The sequence below is a fragment of the Mycolicibacter engbaekii genome, from assembly GCF_002101585.1.
GTDB classification, from domain to species: Bacteria; Actinomycetota; Actinomycetes; order Mycobacteriales; family Mycobacteriaceae; genus Mycobacterium; species Mycobacterium engbaekii.
Genome location: NZ_LQOT01000042.1, coordinates 15,685 through 39,681, shown reverse-complemented (window position 1 = coordinate 39,681; position 23,997 = coordinate 15,685). Strand labels below are relative to the sequence as shown.

24 protein-coding genes are annotated in these 23,997 nt (G+C 68.2%); 10 read left to right on the top strand and 14 right to left on the bottom strand.

From position 1 onward, the window contains the following. Window positions 1–78: 78 nt before the first annotated feature. Window positions 79–690, bottom strand: coding sequence for a TetR/AcrR family transcriptional regulator (locus AWC02_RS12980; RefSeq protein ID WP_085129168.1), 612 nt, complete (start codon window positions 688–690; stop codon window positions 79–81). Between the two features lie 81 nt (window positions 691–771). Here AWC02_RS12980 and AWC02_RS12975 point away from each other — a divergent pair, with 81 nt between their 5' ends. The 3 genes from AWC02_RS12975 to tpx are packed head-to-tail and all read left to right on the top strand — an operon-like array spanning window position 772 to window position 3,396. After that, on the top strand, window positions 772–1,698 hold the full coding sequence (locus AWC02_RS12975) for a metal-dependent hydrolase (RefSeq protein WP_085129167.1): 927 nt from the start codon (window positions 772–774) through the stop codon (window positions 1,696–1,698). Continuing rightward, window positions 1,698–2,843 (top strand): hypothetical protein, encoded by a 1,146-nt coding sequence (locus AWC02_RS12970; protein WP_085129166.1) that lies wholly within the window; start codon window positions 1,698–1,700, stop codon window positions 2,841–2,843. Before AWC02_RS12975 ends, AWC02_RS12970 begins: the two co-directional genes overlap by 1 nt. A gap of 55 nt (window positions 2,844–2,898) precedes the next feature. After that, window positions 2,899–3,396: a thiol peroxidase gene (gene tpx / locus AWC02_RS12965; RefSeq protein WP_085129165.1), complete on the top strand. Its 498-nt coding sequence runs from the start codon at window positions 2,899–2,901 to the stop codon at window positions 3,394–3,396. Window positions 3,397–3,407: 11 nt separating this feature from the next. Here tpx and AWC02_RS12960 read toward each other — a convergent pair whose 3' ends face one another. Next, a complete protein-coding gene (locus tag AWC02_RS12960; RefSeq protein WP_085129164.1) occupies window positions 3,408–4,181 on the bottom strand; it encodes an enoyl-CoA hydratase/isomerase family protein in 774 nt (257 codons plus the stop codon). Window positions 4,182–4,259: 78 nt separating this feature from the next. On the opposite strand from AWC02_RS12960, the gene AWC02_RS12955 reads away from it, so the two are divergent. The 3 genes from AWC02_RS12955 to AWC02_RS12945 all read left to right on the top strand — a co-directional run bounded on the left by AWC02_RS12955 (window position 4,260) and on the right by AWC02_RS12945 (window position 8,124). Further along, window positions 4,260–4,655 carry an NYN domain-containing protein gene (locus AWC02_RS12955; protein WP_085129256.1) on the top strand — a complete coding sequence of 132 codons (396 nt, stop codon included), beginning with the start codon at window positions 4,260–4,262 and terminating at the stop codon, window positions 4,653–4,655. A 142-nt stretch (window positions 4,656–4,797) separates the two neighbouring features. Then, window positions 4,798–6,750, top strand: coding sequence for a S8 family peptidase (locus AWC02_RS12950; protein WP_085129163.1), 1,953 nt, complete (start codon window positions 4,798–4,800; stop codon window positions 6,748–6,750). 21 nt (window positions 6,751–6,771) lie between these two features. Next, window positions 6,772–8,124, top strand: a complete 1,353-nt coding sequence (locus AWC02_RS12945; RefSeq protein WP_085129162.1) for an alpha/beta fold hydrolase — start codon at window positions 6,772–6,774, stop codon at window positions 8,122–8,124. Here AWC02_RS12945 and AWC02_RS12940 read toward each other — a convergent pair. Next, window positions 8,121–9,713, bottom strand: a complete 1,593-nt coding sequence (locus AWC02_RS12940) for an FAD-binding protein (RefSeq protein ID WP_085129161.1) — start codon at window positions 9,711–9,713, stop codon at window positions 8,121–8,123. The two genes, AWC02_RS12945 and AWC02_RS12940, sit on opposite strands and share 4 nt — an antisense overlap. Window positions 9,714–9,905: 192 nt before the next feature. On the opposite strand from AWC02_RS12940, the gene AWC02_RS12935 reads away from it, so the two are divergent. Next, window positions 9,906–10,751, top strand: a complete 846-nt coding sequence (locus AWC02_RS12935) for a lytic transglycosylase domain-containing protein (protein ID WP_085129255.1) — start codon at window positions 9,906–9,908, stop codon at window positions 10,749–10,751. 4 nt (window positions 10,752–10,755) lie between these two features. Here the strand turns inward: AWC02_RS12935 and AWC02_RS12930 are convergent, their stop codons facing one another. The 4 genes from AWC02_RS12930 to AWC02_RS12915 form a co-directional block, all read right to left on the bottom strand. After that, on the bottom strand, window positions 10,756–11,115 hold the full coding sequence (locus AWC02_RS12930; protein WP_085129160.1) for an RNA-binding S4 domain-containing protein: 360 nt from the start codon (window positions 11,113–11,115) through the stop codon (window positions 10,756–10,758). Between the two features lie 5 nt (window positions 11,116–11,120). Beyond that, the gene (locus AWC02_RS12925; RefSeq protein WP_085129159.1) at window positions 11,121–11,687 is read right to left on the bottom strand and encodes an FKBP-type peptidyl-prolyl cis-trans isomerase; all 567 of its coding nucleotides are present in this window, start codon (window positions 11,685–11,687) and stop codon (window positions 11,121–11,123) included. Between the two features lie 91 nt (window positions 11,688–11,778). Next, a complete protein-coding gene (locus AWC02_RS12920; RefSeq protein WP_085129158.1) occupies window positions 11,779–12,792 on the bottom strand; it encodes an NADP-dependent oxidoreductase in 1,014 nt (337 codons plus the stop codon). Between the two features lie 118 nt (window positions 12,793–12,910). Further along, on the bottom strand, window positions 12,911–13,453 hold the full coding sequence (locus tag AWC02_RS12915; RefSeq protein ID WP_085129157.1) for an FKBP-type peptidyl-prolyl cis-trans isomerase: 543 nt from the start codon (window positions 13,451–13,453) through the stop codon (window positions 12,911–12,913). 111 nt (window positions 13,454–13,564) lie between these two features. On the opposite strand from AWC02_RS12915, the gene AWC02_RS12910 reads away from it, so the two are divergent. Further along, window positions 13,565–14,584: a TIGR03617 family F420-dependent LLM class oxidoreductase gene (locus AWC02_RS12910; RefSeq protein WP_085129156.1), complete on the top strand. Its 1,020-nt coding sequence runs from the start codon at window positions 13,565–13,567 to the stop codon at window positions 14,582–14,584. 3 nt (window positions 14,585–14,587) lie between these two features. Here AWC02_RS12910 and AWC02_RS12905 read toward each other — a convergent pair whose 3' ends face one another. From AWC02_RS12905 to AWC02_RS12895, 3 genes are all read right to left on the bottom strand, one after another. Continuing rightward, window positions 14,588–15,415: a DUF6498-containing protein gene (locus AWC02_RS12905; protein WP_237160458.1), complete on the bottom strand. Its 828-nt coding sequence runs from the start codon at window positions 15,413–15,415 to the stop codon at window positions 14,588–14,590. Between the two features lie 73 nt (window positions 15,416–15,488). Next, window positions 15,489–16,403: an NAD(P)H-dependent flavin oxidoreductase gene (locus AWC02_RS12900; RefSeq protein ID WP_085129155.1), complete on the bottom strand. Its 915-nt coding sequence runs from the start codon at window positions 16,401–16,403 to the stop codon at window positions 15,489–15,491. Window positions 16,404–16,462: 59 nt separating this feature from the next. Next, window positions 16,463–17,263, bottom strand: coding sequence for an alpha/beta fold hydrolase (locus AWC02_RS12895; protein ID WP_085129154.1), 801 nt, complete (start codon window positions 17,261–17,263; stop codon window positions 16,463–16,465). 188 nt (window positions 17,264–17,451) lie between these two features. On the opposite strand from AWC02_RS12895, the gene AWC02_RS12890 reads away from it, so the two are divergent. After that, window positions 17,452–17,880, top strand: a complete 429-nt coding sequence (locus AWC02_RS12890; RefSeq protein WP_085129153.1) for a cellulose-binding domain-containing protein — start codon at window positions 17,452–17,454, stop codon at window positions 17,878–17,880. A 30-nt stretch (window positions 17,881–17,910) separates the two neighbouring features. Here AWC02_RS12890 and AWC02_RS12885 read toward each other — a convergent pair whose 3' ends face one another. From AWC02_RS12885 to AWC02_RS12875, 3 genes are all read right to left on the bottom strand, one after another. Further along, window positions 17,911–19,155: an HNH endonuclease signature motif containing protein gene (locus AWC02_RS12885; RefSeq protein WP_085129152.1), complete on the bottom strand. Its 1,245-nt coding sequence runs from the start codon at window positions 19,153–19,155 to the stop codon at window positions 17,911–17,913. Between the two features lie 78 nt (window positions 19,156–19,233). Beyond that, window positions 19,234–20,610: an NtaA/DmoA family FMN-dependent monooxygenase gene (locus AWC02_RS12880; RefSeq protein ID WP_085129151.1), complete on the bottom strand. Its 1,377-nt coding sequence runs from the start codon at window positions 20,608–20,610 to the stop codon at window positions 19,234–19,236. Window positions 20,611–20,623: 13 nt separating this feature from the next. Then, window positions 20,624–21,826 (bottom strand): LLM class flavin-dependent oxidoreductase, encoded by a 1,203-nt coding sequence (locus tag AWC02_RS12875; RefSeq protein WP_085129253.1) that lies wholly within the window; start codon window positions 21,824–21,826, stop codon window positions 20,624–20,626. 373 nt (window positions 21,827–22,199) lie between these two features. Between AWC02_RS12875 and AWC02_RS12870 the strand changes: the two genes are divergently transcribed. Then, window positions 22,200–23,309, top strand: a complete 1,110-nt coding sequence (locus AWC02_RS12870) for an LLM class flavin-dependent oxidoreductase (protein ID WP_085129150.1) — start codon at window positions 22,200–22,202, stop codon at window positions 23,307–23,309. Window positions 23,310–23,316: 7 nt separating this feature from the next. Here AWC02_RS12870 and AWC02_RS12865 read toward each other — a convergent pair whose 3' ends face one another. Next, window positions 23,317–23,904 (bottom strand): dihydrofolate reductase family protein, encoded by a 588-nt coding sequence (locus AWC02_RS12865; protein ID WP_085129149.1) that lies wholly within the window; start codon window positions 23,902–23,904, stop codon window positions 23,317–23,319. Between the last annotated feature and the right edge of the window lie 93 nt (window positions 23,905–23,997).

Genomic DNA, 23,997 nt, shown 5'->3' with positions numbered 1-23,997 from the left:
CCGAATCAATGGTCAATACGATACCCCGTAGGGTATATAACGAGGCGCGAAAATGCCCGCCGGGGTATGTGAAGTGGGTTACGGAGCGGGGCGGCCGCGTTGGGCGGCGACGGCTTCGCCGAGCCACCGGCGCAGGAAGCGGCGCAGGTCCTCGGCGGAGCGATCGGGGTCGTTGGGGGCCACGACGAACGAGAGCATGATCCGCAGGGTGAACTCGACGAGTTCGCGCAGGGCGGCCTCGTCGTAGCCGTGCTCCGCCCAGTCGACGTCGAACCTCTCGATCATCCGCATGCCGAACGCGCGGGCCTCGGCCGACGCCATCTCCCGGTTGTGCGCCGACGACGACGACAACATGGCGCCAAGATGCGGGGAGTGGGCGACCGCGTCCAGGGTGTAGAGCACGCCTTCGGTGAGCGCGTCGGCCGGATCCCCGATGCCGTGCACGTGGGCGGTGAGCCGGTCGAGGAAGTCGTCGACGGAGGCGATGGCCACCGCCCGCATCAGCGCGTCGGCGGTGGGGAAGTAGCGGTACACCGTCTGCCGGATCACCCCGAGCGATCCGGCCACCTCGGCCAGCGACACCGCCGACCCGGTCTCGGCGACCAGTTCGACGGCGGCGGCGATGATTCGCCGGCTGGCCTCCTCATCGGTGTGCGGCGGGTTTCCGCCCCAACCGCGCCGCCGGGCCATCAGCGACCTGCTTGACAACCGCAATGCACCGAACAATCATACGCGCAAGCGTCCCGTCGTATGTTTTGAGCTGAGGTAGCGATGACCGACCTGATCGTGCGCAAGTTGCGGTTCGCTTTCGCCGAGCACCCGGTGCCGTTCCTGTGGAACGAGGCCAATCCGGCGTTCTCGTCGATGGCCAACGCGGTCTCGCTGCTGGCGATCGGCTTCGAGAAGATGATCGGCGGCATGATCGCCGAAGCGATGCCACGCATCACCGACCCCGCCGTGGCCGCAGAGGCCGATGCCTTCGTGCGGCAGGAGGGTCAACACTCCATGGCCCACCGCGGTCATGCCAAAGCGCTGGTGAAGGCCTATCCGGGGCTCAAAGAGACCGTCGATGCCTGCAACGCCATGTTCGACAAGATGTCGGCGGAAAAGTCCCTGGACTATCGGCTGGCCTACACCGCCGACCTCGAGGCCACCTTCACCCCGGTCTTCAAGCTGATGCTCGACCACGACGACACCCTGTTCGCGCCGGGCGACGACCGGGTGGCCTCGTTGTTCTTGTGGCACTTCGTCGAAGAGGTCGAGCACCGCAGCTCGGCGCTGATCATCTACGACCACGTCATCAACGACCCGTGGTACCGGATGCGGATGGCGCCGTCGATCTTCAAGCACGTGATGAGCGTGATCAAGGTGGCATGCGAGGGCTTCAACCGCCATATCCCGGTGGAGGACCGCCGAGTCGACGCGCTGTCACTGTTCAGCACCTACCGCGCCAAGCAGGCCTGGCGGCGACGGGTGCCGTTCGGCTGGCCGGCAGATCAGGGCCCCATCGAGGACGCCTTCAAACATCTGCCGAAACGTGAAATGGCTACCGCGGTAACCGGTATCATCCGCAGCCAGTTGCCCAATCACAAGCCGGCTCACGAGAAGATCCCGGCGCTGGCCAACGAGTGGTTCGCCCGCTACGACGACGGCTACGACGTGACCAAGTGGTACACCGCGGAAGAGAAGAGCGCCTGATGCCCGACCTGTGTACCCCGACGTTCGAGGGCCTTGCCGAGTCGCTGGGCTTCTCGTGCGGCCAGGCCGGCGGCCTGCTGGAATTCCGCAACCCGCTGCAGCTGGAGAATTGGACGCTGCCGGTACTGGAGATCACCGTGATCGCCGGAGCGGTGCTGGCCCTGATCTACGCGATCGCGCGGTACCGCCGCGGCGACGCCACCAACCTGGCGCTGTGGTTCGGGGCGATCGCCTACCTGCTGATCATCGAACCGCCGCTGTACTTCCCCGGGGCGTTCGGGATCGCCGACCATGTCGACACGATGTTCGCGCACAACCTTTTCAGCGTCGAATTCCTCTGGGGCCGGCTGCCGCTCTACATCGTCGCGATCTACCCGATGATGGCCACCATCTCCTTCGAGATCGTCCGGACCCTGGGGGTGTTCCGACGCTACGGCGCCGTCGTCGGGGCCATCTGCGTGGGCTTCGTGCACCACGCCTTCTACGAGATCTTCGACCACCTGGGCCCGCAGCTGCGCTGGTGGGAGTGGTCGGTGGACAACCCCCTCAACCTGCCCCTGTTCACCTCGGTGCCGATGGGCAGCGTGGTGGTGTTCGCCGCGCTGTGGCCGGCTTCGCTGGCGTTGTGCGTGCAGCTGTTCGTCGGGCGTCAGGTCGACCAGGGCAAGACAGTGCGCGGACTGCAACTCGTGGGGCGGACGGTGGCCATCGGGGTCCTGGCCTCGCTCGGTACCGGCATCCTGCCTGCGCCGGCCACCCTGCTGGGCGCCGCGACGGGCGGTCGCCTGATCGGGATCGGCTACGCGGTAGAACTTTTGGCGATTGTCGTGGTGGCGGTGCCGGTCATGGTCCGCCAGTGGCGGCAGCAGCGGCTGAACCCCCTCGCCGAGGGCCGCTACCGCAATCCGCTGATGCTCCGCTTCGCCGCGGTGTATCTGGCCGTCATGGGGGTGCTGTGGCTGAGCGCCCTGCCGGCCTACTTCGGTGCGGTGGGCGGGCAGACCGCGGACGGCGACCCGATCGGCTCGCTGTGGTACGCCGCGCTGTGCTTCGCCGTCGCCGGCCTGAGCGTGGCGGCCGCGGCAACCGTCCCGCCGATCCGGGAGCCGGAAGCCGAGCCCGAGCCGGTGGCCGCCGGGCACTGAACCCAGACTGCGGCCCGCCGTGGACGCCGGGTGCGGGGCTTGGCAGACTGTTGCCATGGCGCAGATCACGTTAAAGGGAAACCAGATCAACACCGTCGGCGAGTTGCCGGCTGTCGGGTCGGCAGCACCGGCCTTCAGCCTGACCGGAACCGACCTGGGTGTCGTGGACAGTGGGCAGTTCGCCGGCAAGCCGGTCCTGCTGAACATCTTCCCGTCGGTCGACACCCCGGTCTGTGCGACCAGCGTGCGGACCTTCAACGAGCGGGCCGCCGCCGCCGGCGCCGTGCTGGCCGTCTCCAACGACCTGCCGTTCGCACTGAAGCGCTTCTGCGGCGCCGAGGGCATCGACAACGTCACCAGCGCCTCGGCCTTCCGGTCCAGTTTCGGTGCCGACTACGGGATCACCATCACCGATGGCCCGCTGGCCGGACTGCTGGGCCGCGCCATCGTGGTGATCGGCGCGGACGGCAACGTCGCCTACACCGAGCTGGTGCCGGAGATCGGCCAGGAGCCGAACTACGACGCGGCTCTGGCGGCGCTGGCCGAGGCCTGAGACCCGGCGGTTCAGCGCCCCCGCCACCGCGGCGGGCGCTGTTCCCGCCAGGCCTGTAGGCCCTCGGCGACATCCTCGGTGGCCCCGGCCACCTTGCGCATGGTCTCGCCGAACCGCACGGAATCGATCCAGCTCATGTCGGGGCTGCGCCACGCCACCTCCTTGGTGGCCCGCTGGGCCAGGGGAGCGGCCTTGGTCAGGGTGCGCGCCCAGGCCAGGGCGGTGTCGTGGAGGTCCTGCGGCTCGACCAGTTTCCACACCAGGCCGACCTCGTGGGCACGCTGGGCGCTCATCGGCTCTGCGGTCAGCAGCAGTTCCATGGCGTTGGCCCAGCCCACCCGCTGGGGCAGCCGGATGGCCCCGACGATGGTGGGCACCCCGATGCCGACCTCCGGGTAGCGAAACACCGCATCGGTGCTGGCGATGACGAAGTCGCAGAACAACACGCCGGTCAGTCCGTAGCCGATGCAGGGGCCGTGTACCGCGGCGATGGTCGGCTTGAAAAGCTCCATGCCGCTCTCGAACGAGTTGATCGTGGGCTTTTCCCAGAAGGTGCCGGCAAAGGTGCCGACCGCGCCCGCCGGGTCCTTGAGATCGGCCCCGGCGCAGAACACGTCGCCGGCGGCGGTGAGGATCCCGACCCAGGCGTCCTCGTCGGCGCGGAAGCGGTCCCAGGCGGCATTGAGGTCGGTGCGCATCGCCCCGTTGATGGCGTTGCGGGCCTCCGGCCGGTTCAGGGTGATGGTCGCGATGTGGTCGTGGCATTCGTAGGTGACCAGGTTCATCGGCGCGGGTCCTCCTCATCGCTTCGGGTGTCGCCGCGGCGTAGCGCGGTGCACTGGCTGCACCGTACCGTCGCAATGATGCGGTGGATCGTCGATGCGATGAACGTCATCGGTGTGCGGCCGGACGGGTGGTGGAAAGACCGCCACGGCGCGATGGTCCGCCTGACCCGCCAGCTGGAACGCTGGGCGGCTGGGCAAGGCCGACAGGTCACCGTGGTCTTCGAAAAGCCGCCTGTCCCGCCGATCGCATCGGATGTCATCACCATCGCGGCGGCTCCGCGCTCCGGCGCCAACTCCGCCGATGACGAGATCGTGCGGCTGGTCCGCTCTGACGACCGGCCGCAGGACATCACCGTGGTGACCTCCGACAGTGCCCTGGTGCAGCGCGTCACCACCGCGGGCGCGGCGACCGTTGCGGCGGCACGATTCCGCAGGCTCATCGAGGAGGCCCCCGGCGGGGCGGCGAAGCGGTGAGTCCACGAATGTCTGGTGCCCGGGCATAACGGCGGAGTAAGTTGCAGACACGGTAGCTGTATCGCCTGCGTAGCGCTCAGCATCAGGGGTGGGACATGGCACTCTGCTCGGCACGGATGAACCGTCAGGGTGACGCCGCGCCATGACCGATCCTCCGGAATTCAGCGAACTGGAGCCGCCGCCGCCCGAAATCGCCTGGGCGGCAAGGGTGATGTGCGCAGTGCGCGAGTTGGAGAGGGTGGAGGTCCCGGCCACTGTCACGCGAGTCAAGGAGGCGGTGGGCGCCAAATTCGCTGCAGCATTCCTGCCCACCGACCGGCTCTATGACGGCGACCGGCCGTCGTGGGAGCGGTGGGTCGACCAGACCGTCAAAGCGCTGACAACGCAGAAATACCTGCGCCGGCTCAAGGGCGCGCTACACACCACCGCTGCCGGTCGGAAGCACTACGACACCGCGTGCCAGCTCGGTGCGCTGTTGGCCGCGGCGCCCGCACCGACGGTCGAAACGGCGCCTGCGCCACCCGACCTGTTGCAGCCCGGGGTTGTGACCGCGCCACTGCGCCCAAAGCTTCGGCCGCCAGTGGGACACGACGGGGACCTCGACCGCTACCCGGCCACCTCCTCATTCACGTCATCGACGCCGGGATTCGTCGACAAGGAGCAGCCCGAAGCCGAACCGGTCATGGTCGAGCTGAATCTGCGCTACGGGATTGGTGCAGAACCACCGATCCCCGGCGGCTTGGGCGCGGCGATTGCCCGGGTCGAGTACCTGTGGACACTGGTTGGGGCGCAGGGCAAACCGAGCGTGATAGCCGATCAATACCTGTCCGGGGAACTGACGCCGGCGCAGATGGCGAACATCGCGACCGCCGACTCCGCTGCCGGTGACTGGCCCTACCGGGCGATCTATCGCATCTGGCCCGACTTCGAGGTGCACCGCCAGATCGATGTCTCCACCGCGACGGTCAAGGCGGTACCCGCGCAATGGTCGTTCGCCGCCTTCGGCGAGGGCATCGTCTGGGCGGTGATCGATTCCGGGATCGCCGAAACCCACCCGCACTTCGAGGGTGAGCGCACCCTCGATGATCCGTCGGTGGCAGACCTGCATCGTGACTTCGTCTCCGGCAGCAAAGACCCCGCCGCCGCGCTCATCGATGACGACGGACACGGAACGCACGTGGCCGGCATCATCGCCGGCGGCCTGGCCCGGTGGAAGCCCAAAAGCGGCGAGCCCCACGCGATCGCCGTCGAGAGGCGGCGCAACAACGGGGCCGTGGCCGGCGCCGACCCGATCCTGTCACCGCGGCCGGTGGAGCTCGAAGCGCTCAACGGCGTTGCGCCGCGCGCAAAATTGGTCAGCCTGAAGGTCCTCGGCGGCCTGGGCGATCTCACGACCCGGACTGCCCGGGTTATCCAGGCGCTGGCCTACATCCGCGAGACGAACGGCGACACCGGCAAGCTGAGCAGAATCCACGGCGTCAATCTCAGCCTGGGCTATGACTTTCTGGCGGAGTGGTTCGCCTGCGGACAGAGCCCGCTGTGCCTGGAGGTGAACCGGTTGGTCCGCACCGGCGTCGTCGTGGTGGTGGCGGCCGGAAACTCCGGTTACGTCAAACTCAATGTCCGGAAGTCTGATGTAAACCAGTTCAGCGCCGCCGTCACGATCAACGATCCGGGTAACGCCGACTTGGCCATCACGGTTGGCTCAACGCACCGGGATTCGCCCCACACCAACGGGATTTCCTACTTCTCCTCGCGCGGGCCGACCGGCGACGGCCGCCCCAAACCCGACCTGGTGGCACCGGGCGAGCTGATCACTTCGGCTGCGGCCGGCGAGAACCTCGCCAGAATCCAGCGAGCCAACTTCGAGGGGCTCGACGGCGCAGCGGTGTACATCCAGGACAGCGGCACCAGCATGGCCGCCCCGCACGTGTCCGGTGCCATCGCGGCGTTTCTTTCCGTACAGCGTGAGTTCGTGGGGAGGCCCGACGAGGTCAAGCGCATCTTCACCTCGTCCGCGACGTCGCTCAATCGCGATCCGAGCTTCCAGGGCGCCGGTCTGGTCGACCTCATGCGTGCACTGCAAACAAGGTGACATCGGGGAAGGGGAACCGCAATGACCAACACCGCCACCGCCCCCTGGGCGTTGTCATTCGATGACCGCGGAGATGTCTCCCCGGACGGGGAGAGGCAATTCCTGGAACAACTCGAGGCCGCCGACGTTGCCGATCTGGTGATCTTCAGCCACGGCTGGAACAACGACGAGGCGACAGCCGCCTCGCTGTACCAGCGATGGTGCGCCCTGCTGGATAAGCAACTCGGCGCTGGCCGCACCATCGGTTTCCTGGGCATCCGCTGGCCTTCGGCGATGTGGCGCGACGAACCAATTCCGGACTTCGACCCCACGCCCGGTGCCGCGGCGGCCGGGGGCGCTGGATTGACCGACACCGCCACGACGTTCGATGCCGACCCGACTCTGAGCCCACAACAGGTGGCCGACCTCGTCGCCCTGTTCCCATCGGGGGCCGCCGAGCTCAACGAACTGACCGCACTGCTGGCGACGGAGCCCAGCCAGGACCAACGCGACGAGATGTTCGCGGCCATGCGCACATTCAGCGACAAGGTGCGGGCCGGGTTCGACGACGGCGAGGCCGAAACCGCCGACCCCACCCGGCCGGGCATGTTGGCCGACGACAAGCGCGCCGACGACGTCTTCGAGAGCTTCGCCGACGCGCTCACCGAGGCGGGCATCGACATCAGCGATGGGGGCGGGGGTGGCGGCGCCGGTCTGGGCGACAACATCAGGAAGCTGTGGCTGGGCGCCAAGCAGGCGCTGCGCCAGCTGACCTACTGGCAGATGAAGAACCGTGCCGGGGTTGTCGGCGAACGTGGCCTGGGCCCCCTGCTGGGACGCATTGCCGACCGATTTCCGGATTTGCGAATCCATTTGGTGGGCCATAGTTTCGGTGCCCGGGTGGTGTCGTTTGCGTTGGCCGGCGGACCGACCACCACGCCGTCGCCGGTCAAGTCGGTCACGCTGCTCGAAGGTGCCTTCTCCCGCTTCGCCTTCCTCGACCGGCTCCCGTTCTCGTCCCCGCACCCCGGTGGCGCACTGGCCGGCCGACTGTCCCGCGTCGACGGACCGCTGACGGTCTGTTATTCCAGCCACGACATGGCCCTGGGCGTGATGTACCCGCTGGCCTCGGCCGCCGCCGGCGACGACAGTGCCGGCATCGACGATGATCCGCTGGGCCGGTGGCGCGCCATCGGTTCGCTGGGCGCCTATGCGGCACCCACCGAGCCGATCGGCGCAGTCCGGACCCGGTACTCCTTCGCCAAGGGGGCCATCCTCAATGTGGATGCCTCGTCGAAAGTGACCAAGGGTGGTCCGCCGGCCGGCGCGCACAGCGACATCTTCTATCCCGAGCTGGCCTGGATCGTGGCTTCAGCGGCTGGGCTTACCTCCTAGCGGGATTGCGCGGCCGCGCTGGCACCGGCGCGGCGGCCGGCGAACACGCAGTCCGCGATCGACAGTCCGCTGACATAGGAGTTGGAGGCGACGCCGATGGCCGTGCGCCCGGCGCTGTAGAGCCCGGGAATCGGAGCCCTGTCGGCGTCGATGACCGCACCGGTGTCCTCGGCGACCCGGACACCGCCCAGGGTGAGCATCGGGGTGGGCCGTAGCACGTGGGGCCGCACGGAGATGTCCATCAGCGTGAACGGTGCCTGGTCGATACGGCGGCAGAAATCCGCGGGTTTGCCGGCTGGATCTTCGGTGCCGGAGTCGATCGCCTCGTTGTGCGCGGCGACGGTGGCGGCCAAGCCCTCCGGGTCGATCCCGGCGGCCCGAGCCACCTCGGCCAGCGTGGCGCCGCGCACCGCGCCGCCGAAGATCAGCGAGGCGCCCTGAGCGCGCTGGAACCACAGAGTCTGCGTGAGCAGCTGGCGCCGCGCCTCCGACATCAGCGCGGCGTCGGCCAGAATCCAGCCCTGGCTGCGGTGGTTCTTCACCATGGCCTGCCCGACCGCGGCGCCGTAACGCGACTCGTCGATCACCCGCCGGCCGTCGGCGTCGACGATGATCGCCGAGATGAACGCACTCGGGGGTGTGATGAACTTCCACACCGAGACGTTGTCCATCCGGTCGGTCACCGCGCCGGCGCTGCAGGCCAGGGCGATACCGCTTCCGTCGTCGCCGCTGGTTCCCAGCGGCAGGCCGCCGTCGAACTCGGGGGCATAGCGTTTGCGCCACTCGGTGTTGGCGATGAAGCCCCCGGCGCAGATGATCACCCCGCGCCGCGCGGTGATCTCGATGGTCTGGCCGTAGCGCTTCTGCAGCTTCTCCAGGCGGCGGTCCATGGCGGCGCGCAGGGGTGGGAAGTAGACGCCGGGTTTCGACGACAGCGCAGCCAACCGGGCATAACGGCGCTGGATGCGGCGCGGCGCCTGCCCCATGGTGGTGGCCCGCACCCCGATCACCCGGCCGGACGGGTCCTGCAGCAGGTCGGTGACGGTGGTGTGCGGGCGGAAGTCGACGCCCAGGCGGCGGGCCGATTCGGCCAGGGGCGCATAGATCTGCTTGCCGGAGGTGCCTTTGCCGTAGGCGCGGTGGCCGCGCTGCACCGGCGGGGTCTGGGAGCGGAACGCACCTGCGTTCTCACTGCCCGAGTGGTAGAGGTAGTAGCGGTTGTTGGGAAAAGACGTCTTGTACGGGCACAGTCCGGGGTTGAACGGCACACCGTGAGCCTGCAGCCAGTCGATCATCTCCGGGCTGCCGTCGACGAAGCGCTGCAACGTTTCGGGCTGCACCGCGTCGCCGACCTCCAGGCGCAGGTAGTCCAGCATCTGCTCGGCGGTGTCGTGGACCCCGGCGGCGCGCTGGACCGACGTCCCACCGCCGGCATAGATGATGCCGCCGGAGATCGCGGTGGCCCCGCCACCGTTGGCGCGGTCCACCGCGATGACGTCGGCGCCCAGTTCGCGGGCGGTGATGGCGGCCGTGGTGCCGGCCGCCCCGTACCCGACGATGACGACATCGGTCGTCACGCTGGTGGTCATATGCGTCCTCTTCCTTGACGGGGTGCGCTGAACGGCCCTCAATGTAACAGTCACTAGTTCGGCCCCCACGGGAAGTGACCAGCACCGATGACGTGGTTCGGGCGCAAAGCGGAACAAGTTCTAACACGGCGCGGACGCTCCGCGCGGCTGCCCTGCGCGCTTCCCGGCGGTGCAGGGGCGAAGATGAACGGCATGGCGGATCGGTTGTGGCGCGTGGTCGTGGTGCTGGTGGTGGCCCTGGCAGGTGCGGTGACGGCGGCGCTGCCCGCCGGCGCCGCACCGGGCCCGGATCCGGTCGCGGTGGTCGCCGACCTGGTGGCCGCGGACCAGGCGTTGCGCAACCCGTCGTCGCCGGAGCAGGTGCTGGCCGTTGCGGCCCGGCGCCAGCAGGTCGCCTACCGCACTCTCGGCGCACACCCGGAGTGGGATGCGATCGCCCGCCCCCGGGTCCCGGCGGCGTTGCTGGCGGTCTACGACCGCAACATCGACGCTCGCCGGCATCTCATGGCGTTGACCGATCCGAAGACCACCATGCCGGCGTGGCGGGTGGTTCCGCCGGTGCCGGCCAACGAGCTGCTGGAAAGCTACCGGGCGTCCGAGGCGGCGTCCGGGGTGCCGTGGAACTACCTGGCGGCGATCAATTTCGTGGAGACCGGCTTCGGCCGCATCAACGGGGTCAGCGATGACGCCGCCCAGGGGCCGATGCAGTTCCTACCGTCGACGTTTGCGGCCTACGGCAATGGGGGCGACATCCACTCGCCCCGTGACAGCATCATGGCGGCGGGTCGGCTGTTGGCTGCCAACGGATTTGCCACCAACAGGGACCGGGCGATCTGGGGTTACAACCACTCCGACCACTACGTGCAGGCGGTCAACGACTACGCCGCGGTCATCGGGGGCGATCCGGCCGGGTTCGCCAGCTACTACCGCTGGGACACCTATTACCGCACCACCGCCGGCGATCTGCTGCTGCCGATCGGCTATGCGTCCTCGACGCGGATTCCCGTCGAGCAGTATCTGGCCGCCCACCCGCAGTGACGCCTCAGCGTTGCTGGGCCCGCCACTTGTCCAGCACCCGGCGGTCGCGTTTTGTCGGGCGTCCGGCGCCGCGCTCGCGTGCGGCGACCGGCGTCACCGAGACCGGTGGGGGCGTCCGATCCAGATAGCAGGTCACCGCGTCCGCGGCACCCACCCGCTTCTGAATCACCCGCAGCACCTCGACGGTCCGGCTGCGATCGCCGATCTGCGCCCGCACCACGTCACCGGGACAGACCGTCGTCGCCGGTTTGGCCGGGCGGTCGTTGACGCGCACATGCCCGCCGCGGCACGCCGCGGCTGCGTCCGGCCGGGTCTTGGTCAGCCGCACCGCCCACAGCCACCGATCCACCCGGGTCGACTCCATGGGGGTCAGCGCGAGGCGTTGAGGATCTTGATCGCGAAGACGAGCGTGTCGCCCGGCAGGATGCCGGCACTGGGCTGGCCCTGCGGATAGCCGTCCGCGGGGACCATGGCGACCGCCACCGTGGAGCCGACCGTCTGGCCTGCGATGGCCTTCTGGAATCCCGGGACCACCCGGTCGAGTCCGAAGTCGACCGGCCTGCCCCGCTCGTAGCTGCTGTCGAACACCGACCCGTCGCGGCCGTTGACGCCCATGTAGCAGACCGAGACCGTGGCATGGTCCCCGACGACGCGGCCCTGGCCGGCGTGCAAGGTGTGCACTTCGGTGCGGGTCACCGTGAACGGTCCCGTCACCGCCACCCGGGGCGCGGCGGAGTCGGTGGAGCCGGTGACCGCGACACTGCCGGTGGCGCCTTTGAGCGTCCACTCCGGTGCCACATCCTCGGCCGGCGGGGTGGCGGGGCAGGCGGTCACCGTCTCGCCGCCCGGGGGCATGAACAGGTCGGTCACCGACGAGGTCTTCGACGTCGACGTCGTGCTGTCCGAACCGCCACACGCGGCCAGCAGCACGGCCATGCCGGCGGCGCCCGCGAGTGCGACGCAGCGAGATTTACGCGAATTCACCTGGGTCAGGCTACAGCCCGGCCGGCCGCGGCGGGGCCCTCGGTTATCCGGAGGTCTTCACCACGAGTTTGCCGACGTTCTTGCCGTCGAAGAGCATGTTGATGGCGGTCGGCAGCTGGTCGAAGCCCTCGACCACGGTCTCGAGCGGGGTGAGCCTGCCCGCGGCGATCAGCCCGGCGATCTCGCCGCCGGCCTCGGCGGCGCGACCGAAGTGATCGAGCACGATGAAGCCCTGCAGGGTTGCCCGCTGGATCAGCAGGTTGCCGAATGCGCGCGGCCCGGGCGGCGGGTCTGCCGAGTTGTAGCCGGAGATCAGGCCGCACAGGGCGATCCGGGCTCCGACGTTGAGCCGCGCGAACACCGCATCCATGATGTCGCCGCCGACGTTCTCGAAGTCGACGTCGATACCGTCGGGGGTCGCTGCGGCAAGCTGGCCGGCCCAGTCGTCGGCGCGGTAGTCCACCGCCGCGTCGAAACCCAGCCGATCGGTCAGCAGCGCGCACTTCTCCGGTCCGCCGGCGATCCCGACGACACGTGCCCCGCCGGCCTTGGCGAGCTGACCGGCCACCGAGCCGACCGCGCCGGCGGCGGCGGAGACGACGACGGTCTCGCCCGCGCGCGGCTTGCCGATATCGCGGATCCCGACCCATGCCGTCAGGCCGGTCATGCCGAGCGCGCCCAGGTAGGTGCTGGGGGAGACGCCTTCGGCGACGTCGACCGGGACCAGCGGCATCGCGTCGGAGACGACAACGTACTCCTGCCAGCCCGTCAAGCCCTGCACGGTCTGACCGACCGGATATCTCGCGTTGTTCGACGCGACCACCACGCCCAGGCCGCCGGCACGCATCACCTCTCCGATGCCGACCGGCGGCAGGTAGGACGGAGTGTCGTTGATCCACATCCGGTTGGTCGGGTCCAGGGAGATCCAGTCGACCCGGACCAGCGCCTCGCCGTCGCCGATCTCCGGCACCGGTTGTTCGCTGAGTTCGAACGTTCCCGGGCCGATGCGGCCCGAGGGCCGCTCACGCAGGACGAAACGGCGATTTCGATCGGTCATGAGCGCACGCTACCGGATCGCAACGGTTCCTGGCAATGACACTGAATTCAATTGGCGGACAATGTAATACAGCCCCATATGCGGGGCCGGCGCGTCAGGCGCGGGCCGGCGGCGCCGATCAGCCGGATACGCCCAGGATCTTGATGGCGAACACCAGGGTGTCACCGGGCCGGATTCCGGCGCGGGGCTGGCCCTCGGGGTAACCGTCGGCAGAGGTCATCGCCACGGCCACGGTTGATCCGACCGTTTGGCCTGCGATCGCCTTCTGGAATCCGGGCACCACCCCGGTGAGCGGGAAGTCGGCCGGGACGCCGCGCTGATAGCTGCTGTCGAACACCGACCCGTCGCGCCCGTTGACGCCCAGGTAGCAGACCGACACCGTGGCGGTGTCCGCCACCACCGGACCGCTGCCGGCCCGCAGGGTGTGCACCTGGGTCGAGGTGACGCTGAACGGCGCCGTCACGTCTATCCGGGGGGCGGTGGTGTCGGTGGAGCCGGTGACGGCGACGCTGCCGGTGGCGCCGGCAAGCGTCCACTCCGCGGTTCCGCCGCTCGCCGGCGCCGCGGTCGGGCAGGTGTCGGCCGCCGCGGCCGTGCCCGCCGGAAAGAAGGGCAGCATCAGCGCTGCGACAGCGGCAGACAGGGCGAGCGACAAAGACATCCGAGGGGATTTCACCTCCGCCACGTTACAGGCCGGCGACGGCGTGACCGGCAGCCCGCCGCGAGCCGCAAGTAGCCCCGGCGAACCGGACCTGCCACGTAGTCTCTGCTGATGCACATCGACGTCATGGCCCTTCCGCAGCCACTGGGAAGCGCCGCCGAGCTGGCCCGTAACACCCAGGCGGCCGGGTTCTCGGGTCTGCTGTTCACCGAGGCCGGGCGCACCGCATACCTCACCGCCGCGGTCGCCTCGCAGGCCGCGCCCGGTCTCGAGCTGGCGACCGGAGTGGCGGTGGCGTTTCCGCGCAGCCCGTTCGTCACCGCGCAGACGGCGTGGGAACTGCAGGAGGCCACCGGCGGCAGATTCCGGCTCGGTCTGGGCACCCAGGTGCGCACGCACGTGGTGCGGCGCTACGGTGCGGCGTTCGATCATCCCGGTCCCCGGCTGCGCGACTACGTGCTTGCGGTCAAGGCCTGCTTTGCCGCCTTCCGAACCGGCAAGCTGGATCACCACGGGCAGTTCTACGACCTCGATTTCATTACGCCGCAGTGGAGTCCCGGCCCCATCGAGGTAGCCGATCCCTGTGTCGACATCGCGGCGGTGGGCCCGTGGATGTTGCGGATGGCCGGCGAAGTGGCCGACGGCGTGCATGTCCATCCGCTGGGGGAGCCCGGCTACCTTGCGCGTCACGTGGTGCCGAAGGTGGCCGAAGGAGCCGAGAAGGCTGGGCGTCGCCCGTCGGAGATCGCCCTCATCGTGCCTGCGATGACCATCGTCGGCGACACCGATGAAGAGCGGCACAAAGAACGCGAGCTCGTGCGGGCCAGTTTGAGCTTCTACGGCAGCACACCGAACTACGCCTTCATCTGGGATGAGGCCGGATTCGAGGGCACCACGGCGCGCATTCGCGAAAGGCAGAAGGCCGGCGACTTCGCGGGCATGGCAGCGCAGATCACCGACGAGCACCTTGCCCGCTTTGCGACCGAATCGACCTGGGATGGTTTGGCGGACAAGCTGATCGACAAGTACGGCCAGACGGCGACCCGCCTGGTGCTGTACAACGCTCTCGGCGACCCCGAGCGTCTGGAGCGTTACGGTGCAGTCGCCCGGCGGATTCGAGCCGAGAGCTGACCGTCAGGGCCGAGTCTTCCACGGCTGTTCGTTGCGCCGCTGCCGTTCTCGTTCGAGGGCATGGTCTTTGGCCCAGAACTCCTCGAAGCTTTCACCGCGACGCACGTTCGGGACCCGGTTCATCAGGTTGCTGAACCATTGCGGGGGCTCCGCCGGGTCCCACTGGGGAACGACGGTGCTCAGTGCGGCCAGGGTCTTGAGCACGACGAAGATCGTGAACAGCGCCCGCGGAGCATCGGTGGCGGCGATGCCGAACAGGCCGAACAGCAACGTCATATGCACGACCATCACGCGTCCCAGCCCGACGTTGGCGGCCATCTCGACATCGCGGAAGGACCAGCGGCGCAGGTTGGGCAGGTCGAGCAGAAAATCGGCTGTCAGGAAGAGGAATACCGACAGGCATCCCCACCCGACGCTGCGCCAGTTCAGGTCGATCAACGCGAGCTGCGGCGCCCGGTTGTAGGTGAGCAGCGCCAGGATGACGGCAAGGAAGAACCCGTGGGCGGCGCAGAAGGCCAGGCTGATCAGCGCGAATCCGGACAGAAAGGTCGAATTGGGCAGGCCGCCGGCCTGCGGCGGCCGGTAGCGGAAGTGCCCGTGTCGGGGGTTGACGCGCTGGTGCACCGCGATGCGGCCGATCACGAACAGGCACATCGCCACGTTCTCGAACCAGTACACCACCACGGTCGTCGCACCGGACCAGTGCTGCCCGAACCAGCCGAATGCCGGGATGGCGACCACGCCCAGCACGGTGAACACGTGGAAGGGCGAGAACGCGGGGCTGCGCCGCGACTCGGGTTCCGAATCGGGCTGCGCGGGCGGAAGGCTCATCCTGCGGTCATCCGGTGATGCATTGCATGATCATGGGCTGCCGGAGCTCACCGGCGGGTCGGGTTCACCAACTTCACACCCGTGCGCGTGCTGCGGCGAGCACCGCGTCGATGTCGCCCCACGTTCGGCGAATGATCTCGGCGACCGGCGGCAGGTCCACAATCCGGCAGGACACCTGGCCGGTGTTGGCGACGCTGGCCTCCATATCGCCGCCGAAGTAGAGCTCGGTGATCTTGCCGAGCAGTTGCGAATCGGAGTCGTGTGCGGCGATCCGGGTGGCCAGTCCCGTGCGCAGCACGCGCATGGTCGGGTTGCCGGGCACGTCGAGCAGTACGGTGCCGGCGTCGTTGGCGGCGACGATGGCGTCCTTGAAGTTGGTGTGTACCGCCGATTCCTGGCTGGCGAGCATCCGGGTGCCCATCTGGACCCCCTCGGCGCCCAGCACCACGGACGCGGCGGCCGACCGCGCGTCGCAGATGCCGCCGGCCGCAATGATCGGTAGGTCGACGTTCTCGGCCACCAGGGGCAGCAGCACCATGGTGGAGGCGCCGAGCAGGGACTTGAAGCCGCCGCCCTCCACGCCCTCGACCACCAGGGCATCGACGCCGGCGTCGGCGGCCTTGCGCGCGCCTTTGAGCGAGCCGACAACGTGGACCACCGTCATGCCGGCGTCGTGCAGCGGCTTGGTGAACAGCGCCGGGTCGCCGGCGGAGGTGAAGACGTGCCGCACCCCGGCCTCGGCCAGCGTGTCGACGATCGACGGATCCTTCTTCCAGCCCTGGATCATCAGGTTCGCCGCCACCGGTTTGTCGGTGAGCTCGCGTACGCGCCGCAGATCGGCACGCCCTTCCGGTGTCAGGGTCTCGATGACGCCCAGCCCGCCGGCCTGCGACACCGCGGCGGCCAGTTCGGCGCGTGCGATGTAGGTCATCGGGGCCTGGACGACGGGGTATTGGATCCCGAGCAGAGCCTGGATGCGGTTGGTCACGGCCTATTCAAGCACCTGCGGTGCCACGGGAAAGGCTTGGTGGCGGGGGCGCCGGCGTGTCAGGACACTTCGGCCTGGGCGCTGGGCGCGCTGCCTTCGAGCAGGACCCGAGCCACCTGCTCGGGGTCGTCGGCCATCGGCACGTGGCCGCATCCGGTCAGGCGGATGTGGCGGGCCTGCGGGAGCCGTCGCTCGGCGAGGCGCGCCTGGTAGGGCAACAAGATGCGGTCTCGTGCCGCCCACGCCACGGTCACGGGGATGTCCGCGCTGATTTCGCGGTCGAAGACCTTCGCGGCGGGAAAGATCTGCTTCATCGCCGGAATGGCCCGCCGCATGCCGTTGAGGTCTCCGACGAACTCCTCGGCCGGAATCCGTTCGGGGTGGGCCGAGACCACCGCGCCCATCAGTCGTCGTGCCCGGGGGGAGCGGGCGAGCCGGGGAGCGGTGGGCGCCAGCAGCCGGGCACTGGTGGTCAGGAACCCGAAGACCAGGCGAACGTAGGCGAAGTCGAGGGCGTTGTGCCAGTACGCCGCGGGAGACAGCACGGTGGCGCTGGCCACCAGCTCGTCGGCGGCGGCCTCCAGCGCGATCCGGCCGCCCAGCGAGTTGCCGGCGACGTGGGGACGCTCGAGTCCCAGCTGCTCCAGGAACTCCACAAGCTCATCGCGCAGTGTTCCCTGGACATCGCCGTCGCGGACCACCAAGTCGTGGGACTCGCCGTGTCCGGGCAGGTCGAACAGCACCACGGTGCGGTGGTCGGTCAGGTGCTCGAGAACGGGATACCAGGCCTGCCTGCGGTGGGTGATCCCGTGGATCAGGACCAGCGGCTCACCGGTGCCGTGGATCTCGTGTTTCAGCATGTCGGTGCCCCCTCATCGCGGGCGGTGAGCCCGCCCCTTGGCAACGGTAGCGCCGTTGCCGATCCGGTGGCGACCGCGGCTGCGGGCGGCGAGGAAGGTTTCGTGACGGTTTCAGTTGGGCAAAGGTCCTGCAGGTTGCCCGCGGTGGCAGCGCGATTCTTCGCTGAGCGGTTCTACTGTTGGCTGCTATGGCCGTCCGGGGAAGCTGGGTTAAACGCTGGTGGACAGCGCTTCAGGTTGCCGTGGTGGCGGCGATGGTCGTCATTCCCGGATTCGCGACCAGCGCGGTGGCTCGTGCGGCCGCCGCCGGCGCGACGCTGTCGGTGACCTCGACGTGGCAGACCGGGTTCATCGCCCGCTTCGTCATCACGAACTGGAGCACGGTGCCGATGACTGACTGGCGGCTCGAATTCGACATGCCGGCGAATGAATCGATCCAGCACGCGTGGAACAGCACGGTTGGCCGATCTGGCACGCACTACGTGCTCGCCCCGGCGAATTGGAATCGGATCATCCCGCCGGGGGGTTCGGCCACCGGCGGCTTCCGGGGCGTGCTGAATGGGCCGTACTCGCCGCCGGTGAACTGCATGCTCAATCGGCAGGTTCGCTGTTCCTAGAGGTGCGAACAGCGCGCTGCCGCAGTCGATCTAGCTATTGGCGGGCGGAGCTTGCGGTTGGAACGGCTCGTACCACCACCAGTCGGCTCGTTCCCCGGTCGGTCCGAAACAGGGCGCGACGGCGGGTGGTGTGCCGGTGGGCGGGCGAGCCAGCGATCCTGGCCGCAGTCGCCTGCCGTCACTGTCGGTCACGGTGAGCCGGCTGGCCGGTCCGGTGATGGTGATGCCGCCCCGATGATGCAGGCGGTGATGGTAGGGGCAGACCAGCACCAGGTTCTCCAGGTCGGTGGCACCGCCGTCTTCCCAGTGCCGGATGTGGTGGGCGTGCAGACCGTGGGCGGCCGCACAACCCGGGACAGCGCACGTCTGGTGCCGATGTTCGAGTGCGCGGCGCAGCCGACGGCTGACCGTGCGAGTCGACCGACCGCAGCCGATCACCTCGCCGTCGCGTTCGAACCACACTTCGCATGTGGCGTCACACGACAGGCGCTGCCGCTCGGATTCTGGCAGCACCGGGCCCAGGTGCAGGGCGCCGATCTGTCTTTCGACATCTACGTGCAACACCACCGTCGTGCGTTGCCCGTGTGGCCGACGTTGCACCTCGGCGTCCCATCCGGATTCGACCAGCTGCATGAAGGCATCGATGTTCCCCGGTATCGGCGGCTGGTGGTCGGGCGTCGCGCCGCCACAGTCGCGCTTCCACTCGGCGATGAGCGCATCGCGATGAGATTGCAGTGCTGCCTCGAACTTCGCGGAATCGGCGTGCGCAAGTGCGATTCGCCAGTAGTCGAACGCGGCGTCGCTGGTCTTCGTGATGGATGCCTGGGGCTCGGGTCGAGGGCCGGGCTCGGGACGTGGTTCCAACTTCACCGCGGTGCGCAGTTGGGCGACGGTGGCCACACCGGCCAACTGCGCGTAGTGCTCGTCGGATCCCGCGCCGGCGCGCTGGGCGATCACCCCGACCTGGTCCAGCGACAACCGGCCCTCCCGCATGCCTTGGGCGCAGCGGGGAAACGACTCGAGCCGGTGTGCGACAGCCGCGATGAGGGCGGCGTTGCCCGGCGACGAGCCGGTCTTCCAGGCGACCAATGCCGCGACCGACCGCGCTCCGGTGCCGCCCCACAATTCGTCTCGTTCTATCTCCGCGGCGATCTCGACAATGCGCCCGTCGATCGCGTTGCGTTGACCGGTCAGGTCGGCCAGTTCCTCGAAGAGCGCCTCAAGACGTTCGTCCGAGCGTCCTGCGACGCTGGCTGACGGTGCGGTCGGGGACATGATCTGAGTCTCGCAGAGGGGTATGACATCTTTCCGGGAGACATTGCGCGGCCCTGCGAGCTCGCCGGGGTAGTCCGGTCAGGAGGCGACGCTGCTGGAGGCTTCACCGGATTGCAGCGCAGCGAGCCCGAGATGATCGCGCAGTGTGGTGCCCGCGTAGTCGGTGCGGAACACGCCCCGCTCCTGCAGCAGGGGCACGACCTTGTCGACGAATGGGCCAAGGCCATCGGGAGTGATGTGCGGGACCAGGATGAATCCGTCGCTGGCGTCGGCCTGGACCAATTCATTGATCCTGTCCGCGACGGTGGCGGGGGAGCCGATGAAGTTCTGCCTGCCGGTGACCTCGATGATCAGCTCACGGGTCGTCAGGTTTTCCGCCTGTGCCTTGGCACGCCACTCGTTGGCGGTCGCGACCGGATCGCGATACATCCGGACGCTGGCCCGGCCGCGGGAGACGACGTTTTCGCCCACCACAGGGTCGACGGTGGGCAGCGGTCCGTCCGGGTCGTGCTGGGACAGATCCCGGTTCCACAGCTGCTCGAGGAATTTGATGGCCGTCTGCGGCGAGACCTGAGCCAGTCGCACCTCGTGGGCGAGATCCGCCGCCTCGGCGTCGGTGTCACCGAGGATGAAGGTGGCCGCGGGCAGGATGAGCAACTCGTCGTAGCGGCGTCCGTACTTGGCGAGCCGCCCCTTGACGTCGGCATAGAACGCCTGACCCGCTTCCCGCGTGCTGTGCCGGGAGAAGATCGCATCGGCATCTGCGGCTGCGAATTCGCGGCCGTCGTCGGAGTCGCCCGCCTGGAAGATCACCGGTCTGCCCTGAGGGCTGCGGGGCACGTTGAACTGCCCGGCGATATCGAAGAATTCGTCGCGGTGCACGAACTCACCAGGTGTGGGGTTGGCCAGGAACACACCGGAGTCCTTGTCGGCCAGGATCTCGTCGCCGTGCCAGGAGTCGAAGAGCTTCTGCGCGGTGCGCAGGAAGCTGCGGGCGCGGTCGTAGCGCTGGTGTTCGGGGAGGTAACCGCCACGGCGGAAGTTCTGCCCGGTGAACGCATCCCAGGAGGTGACCACGTTCCACGCCGCCCGCCCGCCGGACAGGTGGTCCAGGCTGGCGAACTGTCGAGCGACTTCGTAGGGCTCGTTGAAGGTCGAATTGATAGTGCCCGCCAGCCCGAGATGTTCGGTGACCGCGGCCAGTGCTGCCAGCACGGTAAAGGTATCGGGTCTGCCCACCACATCGAGGTCGTAGATCGCGTCGTTCTGCTCTCGCAGCCGCAGGCCCTCCGCGAGGAACAGGAAGTCGAACTTTCCGCGTTCGGCTGTCTGCGCGAACCTCACGAACGAGTCGAACTCGATGTGACTGCCGGCCGCCGGATCGCTCCACACTGTGGTGTTGTTGACGCCGGGGAAGTGGGCGGCGAGATGAATCTGCTTGATGGGCTTGGTCATGGCGGGTCCTAGGTCAGGCTGTCGCATAGCGGTTTGCGGGACGTTCGAAACCGAGAGTTCCGCGTAACGTCCTCGTTGAGTACTCGGTCCTGAACAGGCCGCGTCGCTGAAGTTCGGGCACCACAGCGTTGGTGATCTGGGCCAGATCGTGCGGCAGAGCGGCCGGACGCAGCCGGAACCCCGCCAGGCCTGCGGCGTGCCATTGCTGGAGCAGATCAGCCAAGTCACCTGGTGTGCCGGTGAAAATCCTGGCATCGCTGGTCCACTCGATGCCCGCCAGCTCATCGAGTCGTCGTTGACGCGACTGCGCCCCACTCGTCGTATCGTCAAGAAACACTGCGATGTCGCCGAAGAGCAGAACGTCCTCGGTGCGCTGCACGGCTTCCCGCGCCGCGGCCACCTGCTGCGCAATCGCGGCGACATCGGTGACCGCGTGTGGGGTCACGAATCCGACATCGGCGGTGCGGGCGATCAGCCGGTAGTCGTCGGCGCCGTGGTCGAGTGCTGCGACGATCGGTTGGCCCTGCGGCGGCCGGGGAGTGATCGAGGGGCCTTTGACCGAGAACCACCGGCCTTCGAAATCGATGTAGTGCAGCTTGTTCCGGTCGATGAATCGGCCGGTGGCCACGTCACGGATCTCAGCGTCGTCCTCCCAGCTGTCCCATAAGCGGCGCAATACTTCGACGTAGTCCGCCGTCTCGTCGAAGTGCGCGAGGATCTCTGATCGAAATCGCGGGTCCCGCAGCGATCCGGGTGCCAACGTGGCGATTTCGCGCCGACCGAAGTGTGCGGCCGCGTCTGCCCGGCCCGCGATCTGCACCCGAACCCCGGCGCGACCGCCACTGACGTAGTCGAGTGTGGCGATCGCCTTGGAGAGGTGAAACGGCTCGCTGTGGGTGGTCGTGATCGTCGGGATCAGCCCTACTCCGTCCGTACGCGGGGCGACCCTGGCGGCGATCAGCACTGCGTCAAGACGGCCCCGTACCCGGTCGACTCGTTGATCGGGCGCGAAGCGGTCCTCGGATTGCAGAGTGAAACCGTCTTCGATGGTGACGAAGTCCAGCAGCCCGCGCTGGGCCTCGGCGACCAGGTCGGCCCAGTATCCGGCGGTGAAGAGGTCTGCGGGCCTGGCGCCAGGCTCTCGCCATGCGCTGGGATGCCAGCCCGCACCGTCGAGTGCAACGGCCAGGTGAATGAATGCGGACGGTTCGGACATGCGGTCAGGCTTTCGTCGGTCGGCGGGGGAGAAGGTGGCCGAGGCGGCGACGTTGCCCTTGCGGTTAAGACCGTCGCCGCCCACGACAACAACACGAGGCGATACGGCCAACTTCGGAACGCACAATCAGGTCCTCACGGTTGAGTCACTGGCAACTGTCTGACCAATGCCCAATGTAACCGAGTGGCGGCAGTGAACATTCCCGCAAAAGAGGCTCCTCGCGCCAACTGCGCGGCCGATCGGTTCCTGCAGCGTTTCACTCAACCTGATCCGAAATAGGTTGTGCGGGATAGCCCCTCCCCGGACAGCCCGTGGGGGGAGAGGGCCGCTGATTGGCATCGGGGCCGACGCGCGTCGCCCGTTATCGTGAATTATGACGCCGCTGACAGTGCTCGATCTGGTCCCGATCTCCGCGGGCTCCAGCGCGACGCAAGCGGTCCGCAACAGCATCGATCTGGCCCGCAACGCCGAACGTCTCGGCTACGCACGCTATTGGCTCGCCGAGCACCATCTCAATCCGGGAGTGGCGGGCACATCGCCGGCGGTGCTACTGGCCGCGGTCGCTGCCCGGACCTCGACGATCCGGTTGGGATCAGGTGCTCTGCAGATGGGGCACCGGACAGCGTTGTCGGCGGTCGAGGAATTCGGTCTCCTCGATGCGCTTCACCCCGGCCGCTTCGATCTCGGTCTCGGACGCTCCGCCAGCCGCCCAACGCCCGCGGCCGACGGATCCGATTCCGCAGTTGCGGGCTATGCACCCAACGGGTTGCGCATACCGGCCCGGTTCGACTATTCGGCGTTGCTGAAATCGCCGCGGATCGCCCTGCAGGCGGAATTGCTCACCCTGCCTGACTCGCGACCACAGAACTACACCGAACAGGTCGGCGATGTACTCGCGCTGATCGCAGACACCTACCGCGGTGCCAACGGGGAAAGCGCCCATGTGGTCCCGGGTGCCGGTGCTGACCTGCAAGTGTGGATTCTCGGCAGCAGCGGCGGCGAGAGCGCCCTGGTCGCAGGGAAAAACGGCCTGCGTTTCGCCGCCAATTATCACGTGGCACCCGCCGGAGTGCTCGAGGCCGCGGAGGGGTACCGCGCCGCATTCGCACCGTCGGCCGCGTTGAACGAACCGTATCTGAGTGTCTCAGCCGATGTCGTCGTCGCCGACGACGAGTCGACCGCGCGTGACCTCGCCGCCGGCTACGGACTCTGGGTACGCAGCATCCGGACCGGAGAAGGAGCGATACCGTTTCCAGACCTGGACGAGGCGCGCCGGCACGTCTGGACCGATGCGGATCGTGCACTGGTGGCCGACCGGCTCGAAACACAGTTCGTCGGAACTGCGGTTCAAGTCGCCGATCAGCTTGAACAACTGCGGGACGCGACTGGCGCCGACGAACTGATCATCACGACCATCACGCACGATCACAGCGACCGAGTGCGGTCTTATCAGCTGCTGGCCGAAGAATGGGCTCGGCGATAGCCGGGGCCTAGTGGCGTCGCCTGTCCGTTCCGTCGCGGTTCGCCTCGTAGCGCAGCAGGACCGTCCCGCCCGGGAAGGTGCGGTTCTCCAACAGCTCCAGCGTGATCCACGACGGCAGGCTGGGGAAGAACGGGGTACCGCCGCCCACGGCGGTGGGGGCGATGACGAGCCGGAACTCGTCCACCAGCCCGGCCTGCACGATCGGTGCGGCCAGGGTGGCGCCGGCCACCTCCAGGTTGCCGTCGGTTTCGGCTTTCAATTTCGTCACCACCTCGACCGGGTCACCGCGCTCGAGGCGGGAGTTCCAGCCAACCGATTCCAGGGTCTGCGAGAACACGACCTTGGGCATGTCGCGCCAGATGCGGGCGAAGTCCACGATCGTCGGGGAGGCGTCCGGGTCCTCGTCGGCGGTGGGCCAGTACGCGGACATCAGTTCGTAGAGCCGCCGTCCGTAGAACGCCAGGGCGGTGTCGCGTTCGAAGTCGTTCCAGTACTGGTGCAGTTCGTCGCTGGGGTTGCCCCACTCGATGTTGCCCTGCGCGTCGGCGATGTAGCCGTCCACCGACACGTTGAAGCCATAGATGAGTCTGCCCATGGCGATCAGTCTGCCCTCGACCGGGCGTTGGTCGCGACGGTGGACGCCGCCCCAGTTCTTGGAACGCGGTGCAGTCGATGTCGCCAATGAGGA

Coding starts and splice junctions, on each gene's coding strand:
- AWC02_RS12945 (WP_085129162.1), top strand. CDS start 6,772: ATGACCAACACCGCCACCGCCCCCTGGGCGTTGTCATTCGATGACCGC.
- AWC02_RS12880 (WP_085129151.1), bottom strand. CDS start 20,610: ATGACCAAGCCCATCAAGCAGATTCATCTCGCCGCCCACTTCCCCGGC.
- AWC02_RS12980 (WP_085129168.1), bottom strand. CDS start 690: ATGGCCCGGCGGCGCGGTTGGGGCGGAAACCCGCCGCACACCGATGAG.
- AWC02_RS12960 (WP_085129164.1), bottom strand. CDS start 4,181: ATGAACCTGGTCACCTACGAATGCCACGACCACATCGCGACCATCACC.
- AWC02_RS12875 (WP_085129253.1), bottom strand. CDS start 21,826: ATGTCCGAACCGTCCGCATTCATTCACCTGGCCGTTGCACTCGACGGT.
- AWC02_RS12905 (WP_237160458.1), bottom strand. CDS start 15,415: ATGAGCCTTCCGCCCGCGCAGCCCGATTCGGAACCCGAGTCGCGGCGC.
- AWC02_RS12870 (WP_085129150.1), top strand. CDS start 22,200: ATGACGCCGCTGACAGTGCTCGATCTGGTCCCGATCTCCGCGGGCTCC.
- AWC02_RS12915 (WP_085129157.1), bottom strand. CDS start 13,453: ATGTCTTTGTCGCTCGCCCTGTCTGCCGCTGTCGCAGCGCTGATGCTG.
- AWC02_RS12950 (WP_085129163.1), top strand. CDS start 4,798: ATGACCGATCCTCCGGAATTCAGCGAACTGGAGCCGCCGCCGCCCGAA.
- AWC02_RS12895 (WP_085129154.1), bottom strand. CDS start 17,263: ATGCTGAAACACGAGATCCACGGCACCGGTGAGCCGCTGGTCCTGATC.
- AWC02_RS12925 (WP_085129159.1), bottom strand. CDS start 11,687: ATGGCCGTGCTGCTGGCCGCGTGTGGCGGTTCGGACAGCACGACGTCG.
- AWC02_RS12935 (WP_085129255.1), top strand. CDS start 9,906: ATGGCGGATCGGTTGTGGCGCGTGGTCGTGGTGCTGGTGGTGGCCCTG.
- AWC02_RS12920 (WP_085129158.1), bottom strand. CDS start 12,792: ATGACCGATCGAAATCGCCGTTTCGTCCTGCGTGAGCGGCCCTCGGGC.
- AWC02_RS12930 (WP_085129160.1), bottom strand. CDS start 11,115: ATGGAGTCGACCCGGGTGGATCGGTGGCTGTGGGCGGTGCGGCTGACC.
- tpx (WP_085129165.1), top strand. CDS start 2,899: ATGGCGCAGATCACGTTAAAGGGAAACCAGATCAACACCGTCGGCGAG.
- AWC02_RS12910 (WP_085129156.1), top strand. CDS start 13,565: ATGCACATCGACGTCATGGCCCTTCCGCAGCCACTGGGAAGCGCCGCC.
- AWC02_RS12865 (WP_085129149.1), bottom strand. CDS start 23,904: ATGGGCAGACTCATCTATGGCTTCAACGTGTCGGTGGACGGCTACATC.
- AWC02_RS12970 (WP_085129166.1), top strand. CDS start 1,698: ATGCCCGACCTGTGTACCCCGACGTTCGAGGGCCTTGCCGAGTCGCTG.
- AWC02_RS12955 (WP_085129256.1), top strand. CDS start 4,260: ATGCGGTGGATCGTCGATGCGATGAACGTCATCGGTGTGCGGCCGGAC.
- AWC02_RS12975 (WP_085129167.1), top strand. CDS start 772: ATGACCGACCTGATCGTGCGCAAGTTGCGGTTCGCTTTCGCCGAGCAC.
- AWC02_RS12885 (WP_085129152.1), bottom strand. CDS start 19,155: ATGTCCCCGACCGCACCGTCAGCCAGCGTCGCAGGACGCTCGGACGAA.
- AWC02_RS12940 (WP_085129161.1), bottom strand. CDS start 9,713: ATGACCACCAGCGTGACGACCGATGTCGTCATCGTCGGGTACGGGGCG.
- AWC02_RS12890 (WP_085129153.1), top strand. CDS start 17,452: ATGGCCGTCCGGGGAAGCTGGGTTAAACGCTGGTGGACAGCGCTTCAG.